This is a genomic window from Acidobacteriota bacterium, from assembly GCA_033549365.1.
Lineage (GTDB): Bacteria > Acidobacteriota > Aminicenantia > Aminicenantales > Saccharicenantaceae > JAWSUF01.
On the sequence record JAWSUF010000008.1, the window covers coordinates 1 to 22105 of the forward strand.

A 22105-nucleotide genomic window follows, 5' to 3' on the forward strand; every position below is an offset into this window, starting at 1 on the left:
CGGATGCCCATGCGGGGACGACATGGGCGCCGCGCGGCCGGACGCCGATCGTATCGACGACGGGCGCCCGTTTTGGCCTGAACTTGATTTCGGCGGTGAATGGCCAGGGCTTGTTTCGGTTCATGGGAGTCCGGGGCCGGGTCAATGCCGGCGTCTTCATTCAGTTCCTGAAGCGCTTGCTGGTAAAGGCGGAGCGGATGATTTTCTTGATCGTTGACGGACATCCGACGCATAAGGCGAAGAAAGTTCAGAAGTTCGTCGCCTCGGAGTCGAAACGACTGAGATTGTATTTCCTTCCTCCGTATTCGCCGGAACTGAATCCGGATGAATATGTGTGGAACGACCTTAAAAACAACGGAATTGGTCGGAAGATCATCCTCGAGCCGAACCAGATGAGGAGAGATGTTCTGGCTCATATGCGGTCTCTTCAAAGATCACCAAATCTAATCAAATCGTTTTTCCAATCTCCAACGACAGCCTACGCAGCATGATGTCTATACAATAATGAGAAGATTAATAAATGAAGTCAACCGTGATCATTCTTCCTAGCCCCGTATCACGAAAAAACAGCCATTGTATTGTGCGCCGGAGAAGGAGCGGATTATTTCCTGCCCTCTTTATCATTGCGCTCTTATCCCTCTCTCTTGATGTCTCTCCTTCCGCAGAGCAGTCCCGGATCGGCGGGAAAAGCAATCCTACCGGCGGCGATGTGCCCGTGTTCGTCTCATCGAAAGAGCCTCTTTATGGCGATCTGAAGTATGAATTGAGAGAAGACCTGCGGATAGGATCCGAATCCGACCCGCAGCAACTTTTCCATACCGTGCTTGATGTCGACGCCGATGCATCAGGCAACATTTACGTCGTCGACGCGAGAAACATCAGGATCCAGATTTTCAATTCCTCGGGGCAATACGTCCGGACAGTCGGAAGAAAAGGACAGGGTCCCGGGGAGTTCGAGTACCCATTTTTTATCCGGCTGGACGAGGAGGCCGGCCGCATGCTGGTCATTGACCGATGGGTCACTTTGAAGATCTTCGACCTGAATGGACGTTTCCATAACTCCTTCGTGGTCGGAGTTATGAAAAAGATATTCCCCTGCCGAAACGGTCATTTTCTTGCGATCCTCCAGACGGCATCCGAGGACTATTTGGCCTACACTCAAGCTCTTTGTCGGATCGATTCCAGCGGATCGATCATCTCCAAAATCGCCGAGCACCCATTCTCTCTTTTTGTTGAAAGGCTTAGTAGCGGCGCGACCTATGGCCAGACTACACATTACGAGCTCGGCCTGAGGCTGGCAAAAATGGCGAACGAGACTTTTGTGTTCGGCCATTCCGGGGCATATGAGCTGACTCTCATCGAGGGCGATGGGAAGGTCGTCCACCGCTTCCGCAAGGAGGAACCTTCGCCGCGTTTCACGGCCGAGGAACGGCGGAGGCTTAAAGCGCCCGGGGAAAAGAAACCGTATTTCTTTGAGCTTCTAACGGATTCCCTCGACCGGATCTATGTCCAGCGCAACATGGCCTACGGCAGGATCATGGTCGAGATCAGGGAAAAGGAGGTCGACGTTTTTGACCGGACGGGTCGGTTCCTGTACAGGACACGACTCCCGGCCAACACCCGGGCTATCCGCGACGGCCTCCTCTACTGTTGGGAATTGAATGAAGAGGAAGGAATGGAGTACGTCAAGCGGTACCGGATCCTCAACTGGGACAGGATTGTCCGAGCGAACTAGCATCATTAATGGGGTTCCGTAAGCAGATCGATATGTGATTTGATCATCGCTGGGGTCGGATCAAGGCCATTCAGCTTCATGAAGCCGGCATGGGCTTCAAATTACCTGGCCTTTCTGCATCGGGCGCGTCGGGCTGGCCGCGGCGGTCGACTATGCCATGGCGGTCGGGATCGGGAACATTTGCCGGCAGGTCAAGGCCCTGGCGCGCTCGCTCCGCAAACGTCTGGCGGAGATCCCCGGCGTTGCGGTCTGCGACCTGGGCGTCGAGAAAAGCGGGATCGTGACCTTCGTCAAGAACGGCGAATCGGCGGATGCGGTCAAGCGGCGGCTGAACGCCCGGGAGGATGAACGTCTCCGTCGTCAAATCAAGCTCGGCTCTTCTGGATATGGAGCCGCGCGGTCTCAAGGAGCTGGTGCGCGCCTCCGTCCACTATTACAACACCGAGGACGAGATCGAACGCTTCTGCCGGGAGCTTGCCTCAGCGTGACGGGCGCCCGCCTGATGGACGAGGCAAATCTTCTTGACAAGAACTGTTTTAGGCATTAGATTGATTACGTATGATATACATGTATAGCAAAGGAAGAGTCATATGATTGCTGTCAGACTTCCGGCGGAAATCGAAAAAAGGCTGAATGCTTTGGCCGCGGCCACCGGCCGGACCAAAACCTATTATGTCCGCGAGGCCGTCGTGGAATACCTGGACGACCTGGAAGATATCTATCTGGCTGAAAAACGACTGGGCCGCTATTACGCGGGCAAAAGCGGGGCATCTTCGCTGGACGATTTGGAGCGCGAGCTTGGCCTGGCGGATTGAAGTCGAGACCGGAGCGAAAAAAGATATTGCCGGTCTTGATCGACCCGTGGCCAAGCGGGTCCTTTCCTTCTTAAGAGAAAAGCTGGGAACACGCGAGGATCCGCGTTCGCTCGGCCAGGCCCTTCACGGCAAGACATACGGCGAATTCTGGAAATACCGCGTCGGCGATATCCGCATCATCGCCCGCATTGAGGATGCGGAACTCCTCATTCTCGTTGTTCGTGTGGGCCACCGAAAAAACGTCTATAAATAGACGTCGGGATTCATCGGTATCAGCGATCCTGTGACCGACACCTCATCATGAATACCTTGAAAAAACGGTTGAGAGGACCAGATTTTCAAGGAGCCTGGACATCGTCCACTCGGGCGAAAAGACATTTCTCCGCCGCGTATTCCCCTTGCGGCTTTTCCCGGCTCCAATACTTCATGTATACCCGCAGGAGGACATCACCCTTTGCAGAAGTGCGATTGTGGAGTGTTCCCCAGACTTCAATCGTTGCCCCCGGACTGAACTGACCTCTGTCGTAGGCGTGATAGCTCTTCGCATCCGTTGTCCGCGTTCCCAAGTTCACCCCGCTCACGTTATAGGATAATCTTGGTCCCATGGCGATCTCGCTCTCGACAACGTTTCCATCCTGTTGTGCCGCAATGGGCGTGGACAACAAACAGATCCCTCCATTCGCAATCAATTTGTCTCATGGGCAATTTTAGGTTGCCGAAACCGGATTGTCAAAGAAAGCCAAATGGCCGGGGCGGAAAAATTGCAATTTTCACTATACACCGGCAAATGGATTGGGCGATAATGGGCTCCAATGTTAAAAAGAAACATCGCCGCCCTTTGTTTTCTCGTCGCCGTCCCGGCCGCCTGTCGACAGGCGCCGGTCGTGCCGCAGCCCCATGTCCCCTTGGCCCACTACGAAATTCGTGCCGACATCGATCCGGCATCCGGGTTTCTGGAGGCCGCCGTCGAATTGACGCTCGAGGCTCCGGCCGGAGAGCCGCGCTCGCTGACTTTCCTGTTGCACCGGGAGTTTGAGGTCCGCCGGGTCGCGGGTGACGGGGTTGCCGGCCACCGGTTCGAGCCTCCGCCGGACAGGCCGAGCCTGTATTCCCCCGAAGCCTTTGAATTGCACGTGGATTTCGAGACGCCTCCCCGGGAGGGCGACACCCTGCGGATCGCCTTCGAGTATGCCGGAGAGATCAAGAGCTGGCCGGAGTGGTCGGCCAATGTCATGACCGGGGAATGGGTCGAGCTCGGACTCTATTTTCCCTGGTTTCCCCATCGCGAGGAGATGGGGATGTTCACCTACCGGCTGGACATCGGTTGCCCGGAAAACCACGAAGCGAGAGCCGCCGTTCCCGTGCGGAACGAGGGCGGCCGCCGGATCTTCGACGAGCGGCGGCCGAGCCGGGATATTGTGCTTGTCGTCTCTCCGCATCTGAAAACCCGGAACTTCGACCTGGACGGCGCGGACATCCATATCCATGCGGTGTCCCTGTCCGATGAGACGATCGCGATGATGGGTGAGGATCTCTCGGCGATTCTCGGCCTTTTCCGCAACTGGTTCGGCGATCTGGAATCCGCGGCCCTCACCGTCATCCAGTCCCCGCGCGCCAAGGGCGGCGGTTACGCCCGCAACAATCTTGTCGTTCTGGGCGGTCTTCAGGACCGCGATTACGCCGAACAGCGGGAAGGCTACATCCGTTATCTGGCCCACGAGGCGGCTCACAACTGGTGGTGGCGGGCCCCCGTCGATACCTGGGAGGACTGGCTGAACGAAGGCCTGGCCGAATTTTCCGCGCTGGCGGTCGTCCGGGACATGTTCGGCGTCGAAGCTTTCGAAAAACGATTGGCTCGGAAGAAAGAGGCTGCCGCAAGGGAGGGGGCGATCCCGGGCTTCGATCGGGCCGACCTGTCCAGCCCGGAAGCCCGCAGGACATCCGAAATCCTGCTTTACTCCAAGGCTCCCGTCCTCCTGTTCGAACTGGAAGACAGGTTGGGTGTCGACGGCATGCAGGAGTTCTGCCGTCTCCTCGTCCGCGATGCGATCTCGACGACGGACGGTTTCCTGGAAACCCTGGTCCGGCACGCCGGCGAGGCGGAAAGGGAACGTTTCGAGGGCCGCCTGACATCCGTCGACTGACCGGATTCTTGACAACCCCCGCCCCGGGGATTAGATTCAACCCTCATGAGCAGAACGGAAGCCAACCGGACCCTCCTCCTGGAGGGGCCCATCGGACCGACTCTCGCCAAGCTGACCGTTCCCATGATCTTCGGGATCCTCAGCATGGTTGTCTACAACCTGACCGACGCCTTCTTTGTCGGAAAACTCGGCAGGGAACATCTCGCCGCGCTGAGCTTCACTTTTCCCGTGGTGCTGATGATCGGCAGTCTGGCCCAGGGAATCGGCATGGGCACCGCCGCGGTGGTGTCCCGTGCTCTCGGCGCCGGGGATGACCGCCGGGCCAGGCGGCTCTCCACCGACAGTCTGGTTCTCGGCCTGCTGATCATCGCCGTGGGCGTCGTCGCCGGGCTCCTGACGATCGAGCCGCTCTTCACGCTTCTCGGCGCACGGGACGCGGTCCTCGACCATATCGTCGGCTACATGAGGATCTGGTATATCGGAATCATCTTTGTCGTCGTTCCGATGATCGGAAACAGCGTCCTCCGGGCCACGGGGGATACGAAAACGCCGGGACTGATCATGGTGCTCGGCGCCGCGGCCAATCTTGTGTTCGATCCGCTTCTGATCTTCGGATTCGGTCCCATTCCCGCGCTGGGGATCCGGGGGGCCGCATGGGCCACCCTCATCGGCCGGGGGATCACGTTCGTCATCTCGATGTCCGTCCTCGTCCGTCGGGAGCGGTTGCTGACGGTCGAGATTCCACGCCCGCGGGAGGTGTGGGAATCGTGGCGGGAGATCCTTCATGTCGGCCTCCCGGACGCCGGAGCCAGGATGATTATCCCCCTGGGGCAAGGGGTCATTACGCGGGTTGTCGCATCTTACGGCCCGGCCGCAGTTGCCGGATTCGGCGTGGCCACACGTGTGGAATTTTTCTCCCTGGCCGCGATCATCGCCCTCTCCGCGGTGATCGGTCCGTTTGTCGGGCAGAACATCGGCGCCGGAAAGCCGGACCGGGTGCGGGCCGGTTTCGCCGTGAGCCGGCGCTTTTCGCTCATCGTCGGGTTGGGCGCGTTTTTCGGCTTCCTCTTTCTTGCGGGACATGTCGCGTCCCTCTTCAACGAAGATCCGGCGGTTGTTTCCACGGCCGCCCTGTATATCCGCATGGTCTCGCTGACCTACGCCGCGCAGGGCTTCTTTTTCGTGGTGAACGCCGGCCTCAACGTGCTCAGGCGCCCCCTTCATGCCGCCGGTCTGAGCCTTCTGGAGATGTTCGGTCTCGCCGTTCCGCTGGTGCTTCTGGGCTCGCGGCTCTTCGGAATCCCCGGAATCTTCGGGGCCATCGGCATCAGCTATTTCGTGACCGGAGCGGCGGCCTGGTGGGTCATCGAACGGGTGCTGGATAAGCACGGCGCGTGAAGGGCATCGCGCTCGTCAATCCAAAGCCAGGCTTATCTTAAGCGCCTGATCAACATCCCTCATAGGCGTTTTCTCCGTCGATGGATTCGAATTCCCGGCAGGTCTCGATGTTCAGTTTTGCCTTGGCCAGGTATCCCTCCCTGAGCTGTTCCTCCAGCTTTTGGCGCTCGATTTTCTCGATATGGCCGTCCACGGCATCCCTAATGAATTGGCTCATTTTGATGCCCTTTTCCGTCATGATCTTTGTCATCTTCTCATATTGAAGAGACGACAGGTCCAGGTTGATTCTTCTTACTTGCGTCTTGTGCATTTCAGTACTCCCTTAAAAAATTTCACAAAATATTATATGCGATTCCGCCCAAGTCAAGATCCCGGCGGTGTGGACGAAACGGTATCAGAGTGGGCACGAGATGGCGATATCGCGTGAATCGCTCATGGAGGCCGCGATGATATCGATCCCGCTGAGCGAGGCGAAAGCGAGAATCTCGGCCCTCGTCGAGCGTCTCATCAATACGAAGATAGAAAACTGGCTTTCTTAGGTTGACAAGATATATACCACGATATATATTAATGGCGAGGTGCGACATGAAAACCGCCAAATTGTTTAAGAACGGACGGAGTCAGGCTGTCCGCCTGCCCAAGGAATACCAGTTTGAAGGATCGGATGTTCTCATACAAAAGGTGGGGGATTCCGTCATTCTGTTTCCGAATAGCCGCGTTTGGGAAACATTTCTCCACGGCCTTCACGGTTTCACCGGGGATTTCATGGCCGATGGACGGGAACAGCCCTCCATGCAGGACAGAGAAGAGTGATCCGTGTATTTGCTGGACACAAACATCTGCATATTCATCAAAAACAAAAAACCCATCCAGGTTCTTGAGAAATTGAGGCGCGCGCTGGAAGAGAAAGTTCATCTCTCCGCCATTACGCTTGCGGAATTGCAATTCGGCGTCTACAACAGCCGGAACGTGGAACAAAACAGAATGTCCCTGACGGAATTTCTCGCACCGTTCGACATCCTGGATTTCGACGATCAAGATGCGGAATGGTTCGGCAGAATCAGGTCCAAGCTGAAAAAAGAAAAAAAACTCATCGGACCGTATGATATGCTGATCGCCGCTCAGGCTCTTGCCAGGGATCTCATCCTGGTTACGAACAATACGGATGAATTCGACAGAATCGAAAACCTGAACATTGAGGATTGGAAAGGATAGATTTTTCGCGCAAACGCAAGGCCTGCGGCATCAGCTATCTCGCGATCGGGGCGGTGGCCCGGCCGATCATCGAACGCCCGTCATGAATACCTTCGGGCGCTTGCGGTTTCAAGGTTGTTCCTGGTTTCGTCATCATTCTTTGCGGAATGGCATGCGGAACGAGGCGAGTTTCCCAGGATGAAGCAGGAAAGGAATCTATTAAGGCAAACTCAAGGCGAAGCGGATGGCTCGATGGAGTTCCTCGATTTTCCGTTCCGACAATCCGCCGATTTTCGACTCGAGGCAGGTTTTGGGAATCGTCAAGATCGAATCGCAGTTGACGACGCAGAGTTTGGGCAGGCCGTGTTCCGGGCCAAGCGAAACCTCCACGGGAATTCCGCGGACGGTCGTCGTCACCGGCGCTACGGTGACGGCCGTCCTCACAGTATAGGCTTCGTCCCGGCTGAGGAGAACAACGGGCCGTCGTCCGGCCGGAGGCTTAAGCCTGGCCCACCAGATCTCGCCCTTTCTCATGTCCAATCTTCTTCAGGAAGAGCGTCGGCGGCCGCGGCGGCCATCGCTTCGGCCGCGACTGCGTCCTCGGGCTTTCGGCGATACCCGTTGACATAGGCTTTGACCATCCGTTCTTTTTCGCGCTCTTCTTTCCAGGCACGGAATGTAGCCAGGAGAAAGCCGCTACGGCTTAAGCCTGCATTTCGGCGTAAAGCTTCCAATTCCTTAAACTCCTCCCATGGAAGACTGACGGCGAATTTGGCGGATTTTCTCATAATAAACCCTCAAGAGGAATCGGTAATACCAAGGTAATACCAAAGTATTCTTTTGTCAAGAGGGTCGACCGGTGCCGGTCGTGCCGCGGGTGACGGGGTTGCCGGCCACCGGACCTTGAATCGGCGGGTGCGCGGGCCTATAATGGATCAAGATCGAACATGATCGATAGGGGGTAACCATGCTGTTCCTGTCATTATTGGTTTTGGCCTTTGCCGCCTCTGCCCTTCCGCTCCCCGCGGCCGCGGAGCCGGGCCAGAAGGCGGCCGTTACGACCGAAGACGGCGTGCGGGTCGTCCGCAACCCTAAAACGCCCGTGGCGGGCCCCGGCGGCGCGCCGGCCGTCGTGACCCTGGTCGAGGACCTGGTCATCGGGGACGACTCTGAACGGGACGACCATTGGTTCTCCTTCCTGAACAGCCTGGCCGTCGACGATGAGGGGAACATCTACACGGTGGACCCCAAGGCCATCCGCATCCGGGTCTTTGGCCCCGACGGCTCGCTCCTGCGGGCCTTCGGCCGCGCCGGCCAGGGGCCGGGTGAGTTCAGCGGCCCGGGAGGCATCGTCGCTGTTCCCGACGGGACGGTCCTCATCGGCGACGCCCTCACACGCCGCGTCTCCCATTTCAACGCCAAGGGAGAGTATCTGAAAGACACCCCGCTCGTCACCCTCCGCCTCGCGGGACTCGTGATCGACGCCCATAAGAACCTCTACGCCATCCACTTTGTGCGCGGGGAGAAATTAGCTATGGAACTGATCAAGCTCGATCCCGACTTGAAGCCTCTCCTGACGATCCACACTCTAAGCATTGACTCCAAGCCGCGGACCACCGAGATATTCAGCCTCCGGCTCTTTTACGACGTCGCCGGCGGCGATCGCCTGGCCTGGATGGTCTCGGACAGCTACGAGATCCGGGTCGTCGACGCCTCGGGCCGGACGCTCATGAAGATCCTCAAGGACCACGCGCCCCGGCGTCTCACGGCCAAGGACCGGGAGGAACATCTCCGGAGGCGCTTCCCCAAAGGCTTCAAACCCCTTCCCGGCGAGGAGCTCGTGTTTCCCAACGTCTTCCCGGCAGCCGCGGCGTTCATGGCCGACGAGACGGGCCGCATCTACGTCCGGACCTACGACGCGGACGGCCGCGGCGGCGAGGCCGTGGACGTCTTCAGCCCGGAGGGCCTCTACGTCGCCCGCTTCTTCGTCCCCTGGAACGAGGTGACCGTCACCGTCCGCAACGGCAAGCTTTATTGCTACATCCAGGAATCCGAGTCGGGCTACCCCCTGGTCAAACGCTACGCCATGAATTGGAAATAGCCTTAGCCGGGACCGCGATCAGACGAGATCGAACCGGTCGAGATTCATGACCTTGTTCCAGGCCGCGACGAAATCGCTCACGAACTTCTCCCGGGAGTCCTGACAGCCGTAGACTTCCGCAACGGCCCGGAGCTCCGAGTTCGAACCGAGGATCAGGTCGACATCGGTGGCGGTCCACTTGAGTTCGCCCGTCTTCCGGTCGCGTCCCTCGAACAGATCGCCGTCTTCCGAGGTCGCCTTCCACTCCGTGCCCATGTCAAGCAGGTTGACAAAGAAGTCGTTAGTCAGCGTCCCCGGCCGCGCGGTGAAGACGCCGTTTTGGGATCCCTTGAAGTTCGCGCCCAGGACGCGCAGGCCGCCGATGAGAACGGTCATCTCCGGCGCCGTGAGCGTCAGGAGCTGAGCCTTGTCGACCAGCATTTCCCCGGCCGATACCGCGTATTTTTCCTTCTGATAGTTGCGGAAACTGTCGGCCTTGGGCTCGAGTACGGCGAAGGCGTCCGCGTCGGTCTGTTCCTGTGAGGCGTCCGTGCGTCCCGGCGCGAAGGGAACCGTCAAGTCGTGGCCGGCGTTTTTCGCCGCCTGCTCGACGGCCGCGCATCCGCCCAGAACGATGAGGTCGGCCAGCGAAATCTTCTTGCCGCCGGACTGCGCGCCGTTGAACGTGCTCTGAATGCGCTCCAGGGTCTTGAGGACTTTCGCCAGACGGGCGGGCTCGTTGACCTCCCAATCCTTCTGCGGCGCAAGACGGATGCGGGCGCCGTTGGCGCCGCCGCGCATGTCGGAGCCGCGGAACGTGAAGGCCGAAGCCCAGGCGGTCGATACCAGATCCGCGACGGACAGGCCGGAAGCCAGGATCTCGGCCTTGAGCCCGGCGATGTCCCGGTCATCGACGAGCTTGTGATCGACGGCGGGGACGGGATCCTGCCAGATGAGCTCCTCGGCCGGGACTTCCGGACCGAGATAGCGCGAGCGGGGGCCCATGTCGCGGTGCGTCAGCTTGAACCAGGCGCGGGCGAAGGCATCGGCGAATTCCTCGGGATTCTCCAGGTAGCGGCGTGCGATCTTCTCGTAGATCGGATCGAAGCGGAGGGAGAGGTCGGCCGTGGTCATCATCGGCCTTCGTTTTTTCGATGGATCGTGCGCGTCGACCACCATGTCCTCGTCTTCAACGTCCTTGGCCAGCCACTGATGCGCGCCGGCCGGGCTCTTGACGAGCTCCCACTCGTATTTGAACAGCACCTTGAGATAGCCCATGTCCCATTGGATCGGGTTCGGCTTCCAGGCGCCTTCGATGCCGCTGCTGATCGTGTCGCCGGCTTTGCCGCTTTTGAAGCCGCTCTTCCAGCCGAGGCCCTGTTCTTCGAGGCCGGCCGCTTCGGGCTCGGGGCCCACGTGGGTCGCGGGTCCTGCGCCGTGGCATTTGCCGAAGGTGTGGCCGCCGGCGACGAGCGCGACGGTCTCTTCGTCGTTCATGGCCATCCGGGCGAAGGTTTCCCGAACGTCATGTCCGGAGGCGACCGGATCGGGGTTGGCGTTGGGCCCTTCGGGATTGACATAGATCAGGCCCATCTGGACGGCGGCGAGCGGGTTTTCGAGGTCTCGCTCACCCGAATAGCGGTTGTCGCCCAGCCATTTATCTTCGCTGCCCCAGTAGATGTCTTCTTCGGGTTCCCAGACGTCGATGCGTCCGCCGGCGAAGCCGAAGGTCTTGAAGCCCATTGACTCCAAAGCGACGTTTCCGGTCAGGATCATCAGGTCGGCCCAGGAGATTTTTTTGCCGTATTTCCGCTTGATTGGCCAGAGCAGACGGCGCGCCTTGTCGAGGTTGATGTTGTCGGGCCAGCTGTTGAGAGGCGCCAGGCGCTGGGAGCCGGAGCCCGCGCCGCCGCGTCCGTCGCCCATGCGGTAGGTGCCGGCGCTGTGCCAGGCCATCCGGATAAAGAGCGGCCCGTAGTGGCCCCAGTCGGCCGGCCACCAGTCCTTCGAGTCGGTCATCAGGGCATGGAGATCCTTTTTAACGGCCTCGAGGTCGAGCGTCTTGAATTCCTCGGCGTAGTCGAAGGCCTCGCCCATCGGGTTGCTCTTGGCCGTGTGCTGGCGCAGGATTCTGAGGTTCAACTGATTGGGCCACCAGTCCCGGTTCGACGTGCCGGCGCCGGAAATGGGTTTCTTCGTCCTGCCCGTCACGGGGCATTTGCTTTCTTCGGTCATCAAACTTTCTCCTTTTGTTATTTCTCTTTAAATTCCGTTTCCGGATTGTTTTCAGAGGAACATGTCCGGCACACGCCGGAGATCACGATATTGCGGCTTTCGATCCGGCCCCAGTCCCTGGCTCCTTCGGGGAGAACGATCTTGTCGATTGACGGCCAGGCAAAGTCGACAATCGCATGGCAGCGCCGGCAGATCAGGTGATGGTGGCGTTCGCGAACGGCTTCGAACCGGGCCTGGCTGTCCGCCGTCTCCACCTTCTGCACGAGACCGCATTGATTGAACGTGGCCAGGGTTCGGTAAACGGTGTCGAGGGACAGCGTCGGAATCCGCCTCGCCAGGCGGCGATGCAGGGTTTCGGCTGAGGGATGGTCCTTCGAACGGGCCAGTTCGCGGAGAATCTCCAGGCGCTGGTGCGTGAGCCTGAAGCCTGCTTTGCGGCAGGCCTCCTCGATGGGGCCAATGTCCGCCGGCAACTGTTTCTTGATCATGACTCTCCGCTCTCCTTATCAGGAAAAAATCTTAAATAAGATATTATCCTAATAGACGGGGGTTGTCAATTCGTTCGAACTCATAAGTCTTCGATCCGCTCCAAATACCGCTCGGCCTGTTCCAGGACGGCGGCGCGGTCCTGAGCGGAAAAACGATCCCAAACCCGCAACATCATCCCGATGCGGGGATTTTCTGAGGATTCCGGGGCTGCGGATCGGGAAGGGGTATGTTCCTGAGAGATTTGTTCTAGAAAATTCGTCTTCTGGAGTGATAGACGTAAACAAACGGCCTTGACTTTAATAAGAAAGGAGCATATAAATAATGCAGGAGTATGAAATGGTAAGAAAGACGGTCGCTATGGACGAAGACCTGGTCAATGAACTCGATCACTTCGCCAAGAGAGAAAGAAGGGATTTTTCCGGCGCCCTGCGGTATGCGCTGAGAATCGGCCTTCTGTCGCTTGAGAATCCGGAATTGACTGTGGAAGAAATCAAGGACATCATCGAGGCCCGGGTGGACGAAGAGATGGGCAAGGTCGCCGCGTTCAATCCGCAAGACGTCTGATCCGATCCGGCGGCGGAAATGAAAATTCTCGAGACTTCAAAGTTTCAGAGACTGAGAAAAAAGATCAGGGAGGAGGCGGAAAAACAAGCCCTCAAAGCCGCCCTCCTGGACATTCTGGAAAACCCGGAGACAGGGAAAAAACTGAAGGGCGAATTCGCGTTTTTGAGATCCTATCCCTACTCTGCAAGGGGACAGTCCCGGAGGCTGATCTACAGATGGGAAAAAGACCTGATCGTTTTCTATTCGTTCGGTCCGCGAGGCGGCATCTATCAATAGCCCGCCCTTTTTACTTTTTGAGCAATTTCAAGACATTGTCGAGGGTCATCATTTCGATATCCGCTGGTCTTTCCAAAAACGGGCGGACGTCTTCCACGGCCCGGTTCCAGTCCATGGCTTTCAGCTTTTGGACCAGAGCATCGCCCCAATCGGATTGATCGATGCTGGGGCCGGACCATCCGGTTTGCCGCAAGGCATTGTTGAGAAACGGGATATTGGGCGCCGGCCAGGATGGATCCGAGAGATACCAAAAGATGTCATAAAGATCCCGGCCTTTGGTATAGGGGCGGGTCAGCAGGGCGTGCAATTTCCCGCTGAGAAGCGACGGCTTGTCGTAGTGGAAAAGATTCAGCATGATGATGCGGCGGACAACGGTCGTCTCCGTATTCCCACCCGAGGGTGGGCGGCTGTCCAGCTCGATCTTAACGGTCAGGGCCTGCGCCCGGTGCGGGGATAGATCCAATTCATGGAGAAGGCCGGGAAAACCGACCCATGCGGATTTGACGGTTTTGGCGGACTTGATCGTCAGGTCGGTGGAATACGTCTCGGCCGCAAACCAGGAAGGGATTTGGGAAACGGCGTCATGGAAATCCATTCCCTCGCTTGGTCGGCTCAAGGCAAAGTCGAGATCTTCGGAATACCGGGGAAGCCGATGGAGGAAACGGAGCGCCGTACCCCCGTGAAAGATCCAGTTTCGAAAGAGTCGGTGCTCCTGGAGATATTGCAGGATCCGTGCCTGGAGATATTCGCGGATTCGGTTCCGGGCCTGAAGCGGGTCTGCCGCATCCGAGATGATCTGACGGAGCTGTTCTTTCATTTAGAACTCCTTTGCGCGAGTCCCCAGAATATCCAGGGCCCGGGCGAGCTTGGGGCTTCCCGTCCGCCGGAAGATGTCCCGGAGATGTTCTCGATCCAGCCGATCCCGATTCTGCAGCCGCAGTTCTTCAAGATAGGCCGGATCATCCGATCCCGGCGTAAGATAAAGGAGATCCAGCAGCGCTTTTTCCGGAGAGGCGATGAAGAAGGAGCGGGCCGGTGCGGATTCTTCCCGTGTGTAATCGAAAAAAAGATCTGTTTTGATATGCCTGTAAATATAGGTTCCCAGAGACGTTTCGAGCGTTTGAGGTCGCCCGGTGGTGACACTTGTGATCGCCGGGACGTATTCGGGGATGAGTCCGTGATGTTCAAGGGCGGACTGGAGGCTGACATAGGAGGCTCTTTTGATCCGGTTGGCGATATGAAAAGGATGGGGATCCGTTTTGCGATATCGTTCGGACAAGGCATAGAGTCCCCGCCGAATCTGAATGAGCTTTCCGGATTCGACCCAGCGCGAAAGCTGTGTCCCGATTTTAACGGGGTCGATGGATCCTGCTGTTAATAGAGAAGACGAGAAGACGGGTTCCTTGTCGACAATTTGAAGAAGCTCATCCCACTTCATGGACACAATATATCATTATTGATATATTGATGCAACGGATAAGTCCCTACTTCAGCGTGACATCCACATACACGGAGTGATGGCCGTAACTCTCGAAGAAGGGCTTCAGGACGAGGCCGTCGAGGGTGAAGCGCAGGGCGGCTGGATCGCCGGAGATCGATCGGGAGATGTCCCCAGCGTCGAGCGTGACGGCCCGCCAGGACGTTAACGGGCCTTCCTCCTGGACGGCCAGAAGGACCGGGCCGTAGAAAATGCTCGCAAGGTTCGGCATGTCCATGACCGATTCGAGGCGGAAAGAAAAGGGCATGCGCAGAGAGACCGTGTCGCCGTCCTTCCAGTCGCGCCGCAGAGTCAGGTAGGAGCCGGGCTCGGCCTCGACTTTTTCCTCCCGGCCGTTGATCTCGACGAAAAAGCCCTGCGTCGCCCAGACCGGAATGCGCACCTTGAGCGCGAACGTTCCGTCCCCGGAAATCGTCAGGAGGATGGAGTCGGCATACGGGAAATTCGTGCTCTGTGCGACTGTCACGCCGCGTTCCGTCCAGTCCAGTGTCGAGGGGATGTAGAGATTGACGTAGAGCTCCCGGTTGTCGGCGCTCCGGAAATAAATGGAGTCCTGGAGCTTGGTGTGGCTTTCGACGGCCGTGCCGTTGCAGCAGGTGAAGCCGTCCATGTTTTCGTTGCCGAAACGCTTCCGCGCCCCCGGATTGAGCGGGACGTGATAAGTGTTTCCGGCGTTCGTCTCGGCCACCGAGGCCAGGATGTGGTTGTAGAGACCCTGTTCGTAGTAATCCATATAGCGGGGGTCGGGATCGAAGAAAAAGAGCCCGCGGCTGAGCTTGAGCATGTTGTAGGTCGCGCAGGTTTCGTTCTGCCCGTCCATGGAAAAGCCGTTGGCGAAGAGCGTGTCGGGTTCGGCCGTGAAGCACTCGGCGTTCCGGGGATTCTTGGCCCCGGCCACGCCGCCGATGCTGTACATGTAGTGATTGCGGGCGATCGTCCAGAAGTTTTCGGCGACGGCGCGGTAGGCGGGATCCCCGGACGCCCGGTACGTCTCCAGGGCTCCCGTGATCTGGGGGATGTGCTGGTTGGCGTGGCGGGTGCGGAGGGTATCGACGTTTTTGGCCAGGCCGTGGCGGTGTTCAGCGTCGCCGAAGAAGAAATTCGTGTTGTCGAAAAGCCGGGCACAGTCCAGAAATTCCGGGTTGCCGGTGAGTCGGGACAGGCGGGCCATCGCTTCGTTCATGCCGCCGTATTCGCCGGCGATATACCGGCTCCACATGGCGATGCGCACGTCGTCGGGCACCGCCCGGAGCCGTGCGAGCACCCACGTTCCCATCCCTTCAGCAACCTCTAGGGCCTTCGGGTTGTCGCCGACTTCGAAGCAGTCCAGAAGTCCGGCCAGGATCTTGTGCAGGGTGTAGTAGGGGGCCCAGATCTGGGCGTTGGTCGCCCCGTAGGTGGCGCCGTGTTCCAGCATGATGAACTGGTCCGGCGGATAGGCGCTGATGAATCCGGCGCCCCAGTTCCAATAATCCCGGCGGATGCCGTCCGTGCTCAGATCGGAATCGTAGCCGGTTTTCCCCGGTCCGGGCGGAACGGTGAGGGGATCGGCGTTGCTCGGCCCTCCGGCTTCCGCGGGCCGGCCCGATTTTTGGGAAAGATCGTGGAGTGTGTCGATCATGCGGTTCATTTTTTGCAGGAAATTTGCCTGAAGCTCGGCATTGTACGCGGATCCGGCATAAGCCTGGGCCAGGGCCGTCAGATAATGACCGCTGGCGTGGCCGCGGAGCCGCGTTGTCTGGCTGTCCCAGCCGCGCAGCTGAACGGCGCCCTCGGGTTGGGGTCGGCCGAAGGCGTCGCGGAAGTTGTAGAGGAAATTGTCGGGATTGACCTCGGCCAGGGTGAAGAGGAATTTGTCGCGATTCTTCATGAACGGCGTGTCGCGGCCGTCGGCGTCGCGGTTGAGGATGACGCGACCCAGTGGGAATGGTTCGAGCGCCGGTTCGGGTTTCGCGGAAGGGCCGGCCGCTTTCGCGGGCTTTACGGTCACGACGGCCTTGGGCTGGAACAAAGTCCCAGGCACGGTCCCGGTCAGCGTATACGTTCCGGGATTCAGGACCGCGCTGTTGTCGGCCGGCGAGGGCCAGATGACACGGACCGTCGGTCCCGCGGCGCCGTTTTCATAGACGCCGGGGATGTGAACGGGAAGGCGGGGCAGGACGCCCGCCGTCGTTTCAACGGCGATGTCGGGAACGTCGCGCAAGCCCAGGCTGAGGGCCGGGGAGCGAAGCGTTGGAGGCGTCGGCTCCACGGCTCTCTGACGTCCGGCGCCAGCGCCTCCGGAATCGCCGTAAGCCACGGCTCTCACCTGGTCTTCGCTGAGAGCGATATTGTAGAGGCGGAGGTCGCGAAGATTGGCATTCATGACAGGGTTATCTGCGGTTGACGATCCTCCGACGAAAAGCCGGTTGTCATCCGGACGATTCGGGTCAAGAACGTCCTCGAGGCGGATATTCAGATTTTCCACTCGGCCGACTTCGCGGCCCATGACATAGCCGGTCAGGGTGCGGCGGGCGGCATCCAGGACGACGGCGACATGGAACCAGCGTCCGGGGGAAGTGAATCGGGTTGAAAATCCGCGTCCGTCCTCCGGACCGCCGTCTGTGATGCGGACACGAAAACCGTTGTCGATGTCCGGGGCGGTCAACTCGCCAAACAGGCCGCGTCCGTTCTTTCCCCCGAAATCGAAGAGTCTTTGGCCGGGATGCGTGGAGATGAGATGGACCCAGCAGGTGACGGTCAGGCTGTCGACCCCGGCCAGGGCGCGGCCGGGGATTTGGAGCGTGCCGCCCCGAAGCGAAAGGACCCTGTCGAACGGACTGTCTTCGGGAAAGGCCGGTTCGCCTCCGATTACGGCGGCATGGTAGTTGTTCCGGGACCGGTCCAGCGCATTGCCGTCGAAAACATAGCGGGCAATGAGGGCCGTCTCGCCGATTCCGTCCAGGATCTGGTCCCCCGTGGTCTGGGCGGGGAGTTGCGTCAGGCCGAACCACAGGCCGAGCCCGGCCGTGAGGATTATCGCGATTGCCGGTAAAAGTTTTCCCATGGCGAGACCTCCCAAATTGATCGGTACAATCCAAAAATGTAGTATATCAGAATATCGAATAAACAAATCCATTTTTCGGGTTTTTCAGCCCGACAGGTCTTCTCTTTTTATGATCACAATCGTCGGGTGGTCGAACACCGGTGGCCCTCATCCCAGAGGTGCTCAACGGCCCGGATAACCTTTTCGTCAAGAGCGAACCTGCCGCAACTGACATCTATGTCCGAGGCAACCCATGAGTCTTGACCCCCCGCGGAAGCCGGGATATATTCTTTGCCCATATGTTACACCGTTCACGCCTGATCCGTGCCCTGCTGATTGCCCTGGGAAGCGTTTCCGTCGGGATGGCCGTATTGGGTATTTTCCTGCCGATTCTTCCGACCACGCCCTTTTTGCTGCTTGCGGCCTGGTGCTATGCGCGCAGCAGCGAACGGTTTTACGTCTGGCTTATGACTCACCGGATCTGGGGCAAATACCTGCGCGATTATACTTCGGGAAAAGGGGTGCCCCTCCGTTTAAAGATATGGACGGTGACGTTGCTTTGGGCAGCCATTTTCGTTTCCGCCTTTCTTGTGGTGGAAAAAACGTGGGTCAGGGTCCTGCTGATTGCCATAGCATGTGGGGTCAGTATTCATATCCTCAAGATCAGGACAGTGAAAAACGAGTCAAAACCCCAAAAAAAACCGTCTGAAAAATGTTCCGATTGATCTTGACATCGGTCCTGATCTTTATTATGATCGCAATATCCTTTATATAATATAGGAATTAAGGAATATGAAGCTCTCAACCAAGAGCATCTACGCTTTAAGGGTTCTTCCCCATCTCGTCAAGGCTTACAACAAGCAGCCGCTTTCCGCATATGAACTTTCGGAAAAAGAGGACATTTCCCTGAAATACCTCGAGCAGGTGCTGAATACGCTCAGAAAAAACGGTGTGATCGTCAGCATGCGCGGGAAAAACGGCGGATATGCGCTGAGGAAGCCGCCCGATCAGATCAGCCTCGGCGATATCATCCGAGCGATCGACGGCCCCCTGGCTCCGATTCCGTGCGCCAGCCGGACGGCCCCCTACATGCAGGACGACTGCCCCTATCCGTATGATTCGTGCTGGCTCCGGCACCTGATGCTCCGGGTGCGCGACAATATTTCGGACATTCTTGACGGGGAAACCCTGGCCCAAATGACGGACGTCGCCGTCAACTCCACGAAAAAAAAGATAAATAAATTCAAAAAATAAGAGAGGAGAACTCATGGAAACCGCGTTTCAATCTCCAAAAAAAGAAAAGCACATCAAAATCGGCTGGAATCTTTTCCTCCTCGCCGCCGCGATTTCTCTCCTGATCCTGACCTTTGCCGACGTCAAAATCATTCAACTGCACAGCGGCGTGCAGATCACCGCAATTATCCTGCTGGCCTTTTTCTCCGAATACATCGACTCTTCGCTGGGCATGGGTTACGGCACGACGTTGACGCCGCTCTTGCTCATTTTCGGATTCAGTCCGATTCAGATCGTCCCGGCCATTCTTCTTTCGGAATTCATATCGGGTGTTACCGCCGGAGCCCTGCATCACAGGTTCGGGAATGTGGATTTCCGCAAAGGCACTCAGGCGACCAAGACCATGTCCATCCTGGCTGTCTGTTCAGTCGTGGGGACCGTGGCCGCGGTGTTTCTGGCTCTCAGTCTGCCGGCTCAAATCGTCAAGGGATACATCGGGATCATGATTCTTCTGATCGGCTTTTTTATTCTATTCGGCGGGCGGATCATCAGCCGCGTCTCGTTTTCGATCAGGAAAATCATCACCCTGGGAACGATCGCCGCGTTCAACAAAGGCATCTCTGGAGGGGGATACGGCCCGCTCGTCACGGGAGGCCAGGTCATCTCGGGCGTTCCCGAAAAAAGCGCGATCGGCATCACATCGCTGGCCGAGGGGTTGGTGTGTCTTGTCGGACTGACTCTCTATGTGGTCATGAACGGCATGCCGTTCTGGAATCTCGCCATTCCGCTCACAATCGGCGCTCTTCTCTCCGTGCCCCTGGCCGCCCTGACCGTGAAGATTTTGCCGGCGAATCTTCTGAGAAAATACATCGGCTATGCCACGGTGTTTCTGGGCGCGTTGACCCTGATCAAGCTGTTTGGGTGAGAAGGTCGAGCTGCCACGGAGGCCGCTAATCTTCGCGGTCCCGGGCCCGGCTCATCCATAACCCTCCGCTTTGATAGGAGCTGCTGAACAGCAGGACATTCCCCCGTTCATCGACGCTCGCTCCCGTCAGAGAATGGCCGGGCGGAAGGTTGGGATCGGTGTCATCCGGAATGATCCAGGAGGCTCCGTTGTCAAAAGAACGGATCATGACTTTTGTCCCCGCCGCACTGTCGGTCAGCTCACCCAGCAGGTTGCCCCAGGAGTCGGGAATGATCCAGCCGATCGTCGAATAAGGCTCGTTCTCAGGGTAGAAGACCGTTGTCCAGGTGTCGCCCCCATCGGTGCTTCGGCTGATGAAGGGCTTGTACATGTAGGGGATGTACATGGTCCGGCCGTGGCGGACGATGGAATCATCGGTGAAGAAGACGGTCTTTTCCCAGTCAAGGGGAGTGCCGTCGGTCCAGGTCAATCCGCCGTCACGGCTCCGGCGCCCCCTGTCGAACTGGTATCGGCCCTGATTGATGACATAGGAGACGAAGACCGATTCGCCGTTGTGCGCGGCCAGGCCGTTGATGCCCATATAAAACGGCCAATACCCCGGATCATCCAGGACCATGGAAGGTTCGCTCCAGCCATCGCCCAAATCGTCGGAATAGGCATGGTGAATCCGGCTGGGACCGGAGAAATTTTGATAGTCCCAGATAAGATGGAGACGATCCCGGTTGTCGAGGGCGGCCCGGAAGCTGCTGCATCCCTGCGTCCATGGCAGACGACGAATGACGGGTTCGGCCGGAATTCGGGTCAGAATGGTAAAGGCGACGGCGCCGTCCGCCATAAAGAACAGGCGATAAGTGTCTTCATCCCGGGGGATGAAGAAATACGGTTCATAGCGGTCGGCCAGCGCGAAAAAATCGCGATCGACTTCCCAGTTCGAGCCGCCGTCGCGGGAGACGGCCAGATGCAGGTTGCGGTCCTGCCGAAAGAGCAGAATTAGGCTGCCGGTCGCGGTCCGATAAACGGTCATTCGGTCCGGGTGAGGGAGGTCCGCAATCCAAATCGGCGGGCTCCATCGGTAATCGCGCAGGATAGTCAGCTCGGCCGGATCCGAAAGAGGCCGTCCGGCGGCGTCGACGAGTTCGACGACGGCCGTTCGTTGCGGCATGGCGATATCGGAGGGAAGCGTGGCCTCCCTGGGCAGAATGCAGGACAACGTGCTCATGCTCACGGTTGAGGACGGATAAACCACGCCGTCAACCCGGATCGAAGTCCCCTCCAGAATGAAGCCGGCGCTCACCTGAAGTTCGACATCCCCGAGGCCGGCCACGATGGTCCGGGGAGAAATCGTGATTTCAGTGAAGTCCCGGAGGTCACAGCCGCGCGATTGAAACAAGCCCGGAGTCAGGACGGTCAGCAGGAGAAGATGCCTGATCCCGATCCAATGCCCGTGCATCATGATGCTCGCCTTCTGATTATATCTTGTCAGTTGATCAATGTGTAGCGGACGACGCGCGGGAATTCCTCCTCCTCCGCGAAATAGATCCGGCCCCGGTCATCGGCGACGTGGGGCGTCCCCGGAAAATCGATCGACCCGACCTGTTTGCCGAGCAGGAAAATGTCGGCTTTGTGCCAGGCGATCGGGGGTGACTGATGTAAGACGGGGTGAGCCTGGAAGCAGACAAAGACGGTCTCTCCGAGGGCGACGATATGGACGGCTGTGGATAAAAAGGCATTGCCCTTCCTCTGAATGGGGTGAAAATGCTCGTTTTTTCCTGTGAGGACGCTTTCGAGATGCCGATTCCGGAAAACGGAGACTTCGTACTTGTGGGGATTGAGGACGAACATCCGCCCGTCCTTGGAGCTGTTGAACAGGAGGGGTGCGCCGATCATGGGCATGTCCTTCATGGGCAGGAGATCGGACGGCGGTGCGAAGGTTTCGCCGAAGGACTCCAGGAGTTTTCCGTCCTTGTCTAAGACATGGAGGATGCGGCCGTCTTTCGGGCCGATGGCGATGAGCTCCTCCGTTCCCGGACAGCCGATCGAGGAGATCATGAAGTCCGTCTTGAACGATCGGGTGAACTCGCCGTCCGGGCCGTAGACGATGACCTTGCGGCCGTCGTTGATGAAGAGCGTTCCTCCCGGCGTCACGGCGATGCCGCTGATGTTCGTGGCTTCGCGGGGTCCCTGTCCGGCGGGCACGGCGATCGTTCTCATATGGCGACCGTCGGGATCGCAGACGACGACCCGGCGCATCTTGTAGTCGAGAATGTAGATGTTGCCGTTGCCGTCGAGGTCGATCCGGGAGATCGACCCGAACATCAGGTCGTCCTCGCCCTCTTCGACGCCGATGGACAGGTCGGGCTTCAGGGTATAGGGCGAGGTCTGCGCGACGCCCGGTTCCGGCCCGGTCGCCGGAGTGCCCGGGATCGGGAAAATTAAAAGGAAGGCGGCCAGGATAAGGAGGCCTCTTTTCATGTTTCACCCCCATGAAAGATGT

The 22105-nt window shown here is 58.4% G+C and carries 27 protein-coding genes; 15 read left to right on the plus strand and 12 right to left on the minus strand.

What is annotated here, in order from left to right; all coding sequences use genetic code 11:
* Both SCM96_11355 and SCM96_11360 read left to right on the plus strand, forming a co-directional pair.
* A partial coding sequence (locus SCM96_11355) for an IS630 family transposase (GenBank protein MDW7761217.1) occupies window positions 1-491 on the plus strand: 491 nt, incomplete at its 5' end.
* Window positions 492-715: 224 nt separating this feature from the next.
* A complete protein-coding gene (locus SCM96_11360; protein MDW7761218.1) occupies window positions 716-1735 on the plus strand; it encodes a 6-bladed beta-propeller in 1020 nt (339 codons plus the stop codon).
* Window positions 1736-1811: 76 nt separating this feature from the next.
* On the opposite strand, the gene SCM96_11365 is transcribed toward SCM96_11360, so the two are convergent.
* Window positions 1812-2099 carry a hypothetical protein gene (locus tag SCM96_11365; GenBank protein ID MDW7761219.1) on the minus strand — a complete coding sequence of 96 codons (288 nt, stop codon included), beginning with the start codon at window positions 2097-2099 and terminating at the stop codon, window positions 1812-1814.
* On the opposite strand from SCM96_11365, the gene SCM96_11370 reads away from it, so the two are divergent.
* The 3 genes from SCM96_11370 to SCM96_11380 all read left to right on the plus strand — a co-directional run bounded on the left by SCM96_11370 (window position 2080) and on the right by SCM96_11380 (window position 2803).
* Window positions 2080-2223 carry a hypothetical protein gene (locus tag SCM96_11370; protein MDW7761220.1) on the plus strand — a complete coding sequence of 48 codons (144 nt, stop codon included), beginning with the start codon at window positions 2080-2082 and terminating at the stop codon, window positions 2221-2223. The two genes, SCM96_11365 and SCM96_11370, sit on opposite strands and share 20 nt — an antisense overlap.
* Before the next feature lie 102 nt (window positions 2224-2325).
* A complete protein-coding gene (locus SCM96_11375; GenBank protein MDW7761221.1) occupies window positions 2326-2550 on the plus strand; it encodes a DUF6290 family protein in 225 nt (74 codons plus the stop codon).
* Entirely contained in the window at window positions 2534-2803 is a 270-nt protein-coding gene (locus SCM96_11380; GenBank protein MDW7761222.1) for a type II toxin-antitoxin system RelE/ParE family toxin, read from the plus strand. The genes SCM96_11375 and SCM96_11380 overlap by 17 nt, the downstream gene beginning before the upstream one ends.
* 85 nt (window positions 2804-2888) lie before the next feature.
* Here SCM96_11380 and SCM96_11385 read toward each other — a convergent pair whose 3' ends face one another.
* Window positions 2889-3212, minus strand: coding sequence for a hypothetical protein (locus SCM96_11385; GenBank protein MDW7761223.1), 324 nt, complete (start codon window positions 3210-3212; stop codon window positions 2889-2891).
* A gap of 150 nt (window positions 3213-3362) precedes the next feature.
* Between SCM96_11385 and SCM96_11390 the strand changes: the two genes are divergently transcribed.
* Both SCM96_11390 and SCM96_11395 read left to right on the plus strand, forming a co-directional pair.
* Window positions 3363-4694, plus strand: coding sequence for a M1 family aminopeptidase (locus SCM96_11390; GenBank protein MDW7761224.1), 1332 nt, complete (start codon window positions 3363-3365; stop codon window positions 4692-4694).
* A gap of 45 nt (window positions 4695-4739) precedes the next feature.
* Complete coding sequence (locus SCM96_11395; protein MDW7761225.1) at window positions 4740-6092, plus strand: MATE family efflux transporter; 1353 nt, start codon at window positions 4740-4742, stop codon at window positions 6090-6092.
* 49 nt (window positions 6093-6141) lie between these two features.
* On the opposite strand, the gene SCM96_11400 is transcribed toward SCM96_11395, so the two are convergent.
* Complete coding sequence (locus SCM96_11400; protein ID MDW7761226.1) at window positions 6142-6402, minus strand: CopG family transcriptional regulator; 261 nt, start codon at window positions 6400-6402, stop codon at window positions 6142-6144.
* Between the two features lie 275 nt (window positions 6403-6677).
* Between SCM96_11400 and vapB the strand changes: the two genes are divergently transcribed.
* A complete protein-coding gene (gene vapB / locus SCM96_11405; GenBank protein MDW7761227.1) occupies window positions 6678-6905 on the plus strand; it encodes a type II toxin-antitoxin system VapB family antitoxin in 228 nt (75 codons plus the stop codon).
* A gap of 3 nt (window positions 6906-6908) precedes the next feature.
* Window positions 6909-7307 carry a type II toxin-antitoxin system VapC family toxin gene (locus SCM96_11410; GenBank protein MDW7761228.1) on the plus strand — a complete coding sequence of 133 codons (399 nt, stop codon included), beginning with the start codon at window positions 6909-6911 and terminating at the stop codon, window positions 7305-7307.
* A 198-nt stretch (window positions 7308-7505) separates the two neighbouring features.
* Here the strand turns inward: SCM96_11410 and SCM96_11415 are convergent, their stop codons facing one another.
* Together SCM96_11415 and SCM96_11420 are read right to left on the minus strand one after the other, a co-directional pair.
* Complete coding sequence (locus SCM96_11415; protein ID MDW7761229.1) at window positions 7506-7820, minus strand: type II toxin-antitoxin system PemK/MazF family toxin; 315 nt, start codon at window positions 7818-7820, stop codon at window positions 7506-7508.
* Entirely contained in the window at window positions 7817-8074 is a 258-nt protein-coding gene (locus tag SCM96_11420) for a hypothetical protein (GenBank protein MDW7761230.1), read from the minus strand. The genes SCM96_11415 and SCM96_11420 overlap by 4 nt, the downstream gene beginning before the upstream one ends.
* A gap of 179 nt (window positions 8075-8253) precedes the next feature.
* Here SCM96_11420 and SCM96_11425 point away from each other — a divergent pair, with 179 nt between their 5' ends.
* Window positions 8254-9387, plus strand: coding sequence for a hypothetical protein (locus tag SCM96_11425; protein ID MDW7761231.1), 1134 nt, complete (start codon window positions 8254-8256; stop codon window positions 9385-9387).
* An 18-nt stretch (window positions 9388-9405) separates the two neighbouring features.
* On the opposite strand, the gene katG is transcribed toward SCM96_11425, so the two are convergent.
* Window positions 9406-11601 carry a catalase/peroxidase HPI gene (gene katG / locus SCM96_11430; protein ID MDW7761232.1) on the minus strand — a complete coding sequence of 732 codons (2196 nt, stop codon included), beginning with the start codon at window positions 11599-11601 and terminating at the stop codon, window positions 9406-9408.
* A gap of 17 nt (window positions 11602-11618) precedes the next feature.
* The gene (locus SCM96_11435) at window positions 11619-12089 is read right to left on the minus strand and encodes a transcriptional repressor (protein MDW7761233.1); all 471 of its coding nucleotides are present in this window, start codon (window positions 12087-12089) and stop codon (window positions 11619-11621) included.
* Window positions 12090-12426: 337 nt separating this feature from the next.
* Between SCM96_11435 and SCM96_11440 the strand changes: the two genes are divergently transcribed.
* Together SCM96_11440 and SCM96_11445 are read left to right on the plus strand one after the other, a co-directional pair.
* The gene (locus SCM96_11440) at window positions 12427-12654 is read left to right on the plus strand and encodes a hypothetical protein (GenBank protein MDW7761234.1); all 228 of its coding nucleotides are present in this window, start codon (window positions 12427-12429) and stop codon (window positions 12652-12654) included.
* A gap of 18 nt (window positions 12655-12672) precedes the next feature.
* Complete coding sequence (locus SCM96_11445) at window positions 12673-12930, plus strand: type II toxin-antitoxin system RelE/ParE family toxin (protein MDW7761235.1); 258 nt, start codon at window positions 12673-12675, stop codon at window positions 12928-12930.
* Between the two features lie 10 nt (window positions 12931-12940).
* Here SCM96_11445 and SCM96_11450 read toward each other — a convergent pair whose 3' ends face one another.
* Genes SCM96_11450 through SCM96_11460 form a run of 3 tightly spaced genes read right to left on the minus strand, consistent with a single transcriptional unit; the run spans window position 12941 to window position 17474 of the window.
* Window positions 12941-13747 (minus strand): nucleotidyl transferase AbiEii/AbiGii toxin family protein, encoded by an 807-nt coding sequence (locus SCM96_11450; protein MDW7761236.1) that lies wholly within the window; start codon window positions 13745-13747, stop codon window positions 12941-12943.
* The gene (locus SCM96_11455; protein MDW7761237.1) at window positions 13748-14368 is read right to left on the minus strand and encodes a hypothetical protein; all 621 of its coding nucleotides are present in this window, start codon (window positions 14366-14368) and stop codon (window positions 13748-13750) included.
* 46 nt (window positions 14369-14414) lie between these two features.
* Window positions 14415-17474 (minus strand): glycoside hydrolase family 127 protein, encoded by a 3060-nt coding sequence (locus SCM96_11460; GenBank protein MDW7761238.1) that lies wholly within the window; start codon window positions 17472-17474, stop codon window positions 14415-14417.
* Between the two features lie 278 nt (window positions 17475-17752).
* Here SCM96_11460 and SCM96_11465 point away from each other — a divergent pair, with 278 nt between their 5' ends.
* From SCM96_11465 to SCM96_11475, 3 genes are all read left to right on the plus strand, one after another.
* A complete protein-coding gene (locus tag SCM96_11465; GenBank protein MDW7761239.1) occupies window positions 17753-18178 on the plus strand; it encodes a YbaN family protein in 426 nt (141 codons plus the stop codon).
* Between the two features lie 67 nt (window positions 18179-18245).
* The gene (locus tag SCM96_11470) at window positions 18246-18707 is read left to right on the plus strand and encodes an Rrf2 family transcriptional regulator (GenBank protein ID MDW7761240.1); all 462 of its coding nucleotides are present in this window, start codon (window positions 18246-18248) and stop codon (window positions 18705-18707) included.
* Window positions 18708-18720: 13 nt separating this feature from the next.
* Complete coding sequence (locus SCM96_11475; protein MDW7761241.1) at window positions 18721-19611, plus strand: sulfite exporter TauE/SafE family protein; 891 nt, start codon at window positions 18721-18723, stop codon at window positions 19609-19611.
* A 25-nt stretch (window positions 19612-19636) separates the two neighbouring features.
* Here SCM96_11475 and SCM96_11480 read toward each other — a convergent pair whose 3' ends face one another.
* A complete protein-coding gene (locus SCM96_11480; GenBank protein ID MDW7761242.1) occupies window positions 19637-21064 on the minus strand; it encodes a sialidase family protein in 1428 nt (475 codons plus the stop codon).
* A 26-nt stretch (window positions 21065-21090) separates the two neighbouring features.
* A complete protein-coding gene (locus SCM96_11485) occupies window positions 21091-22083 on the minus strand; it encodes a 6-bladed beta-propeller (GenBank protein MDW7761243.1) in 993 nt (330 codons plus the stop codon).
* Window positions 22084-22105: the final 22 nt, after the last annotated feature.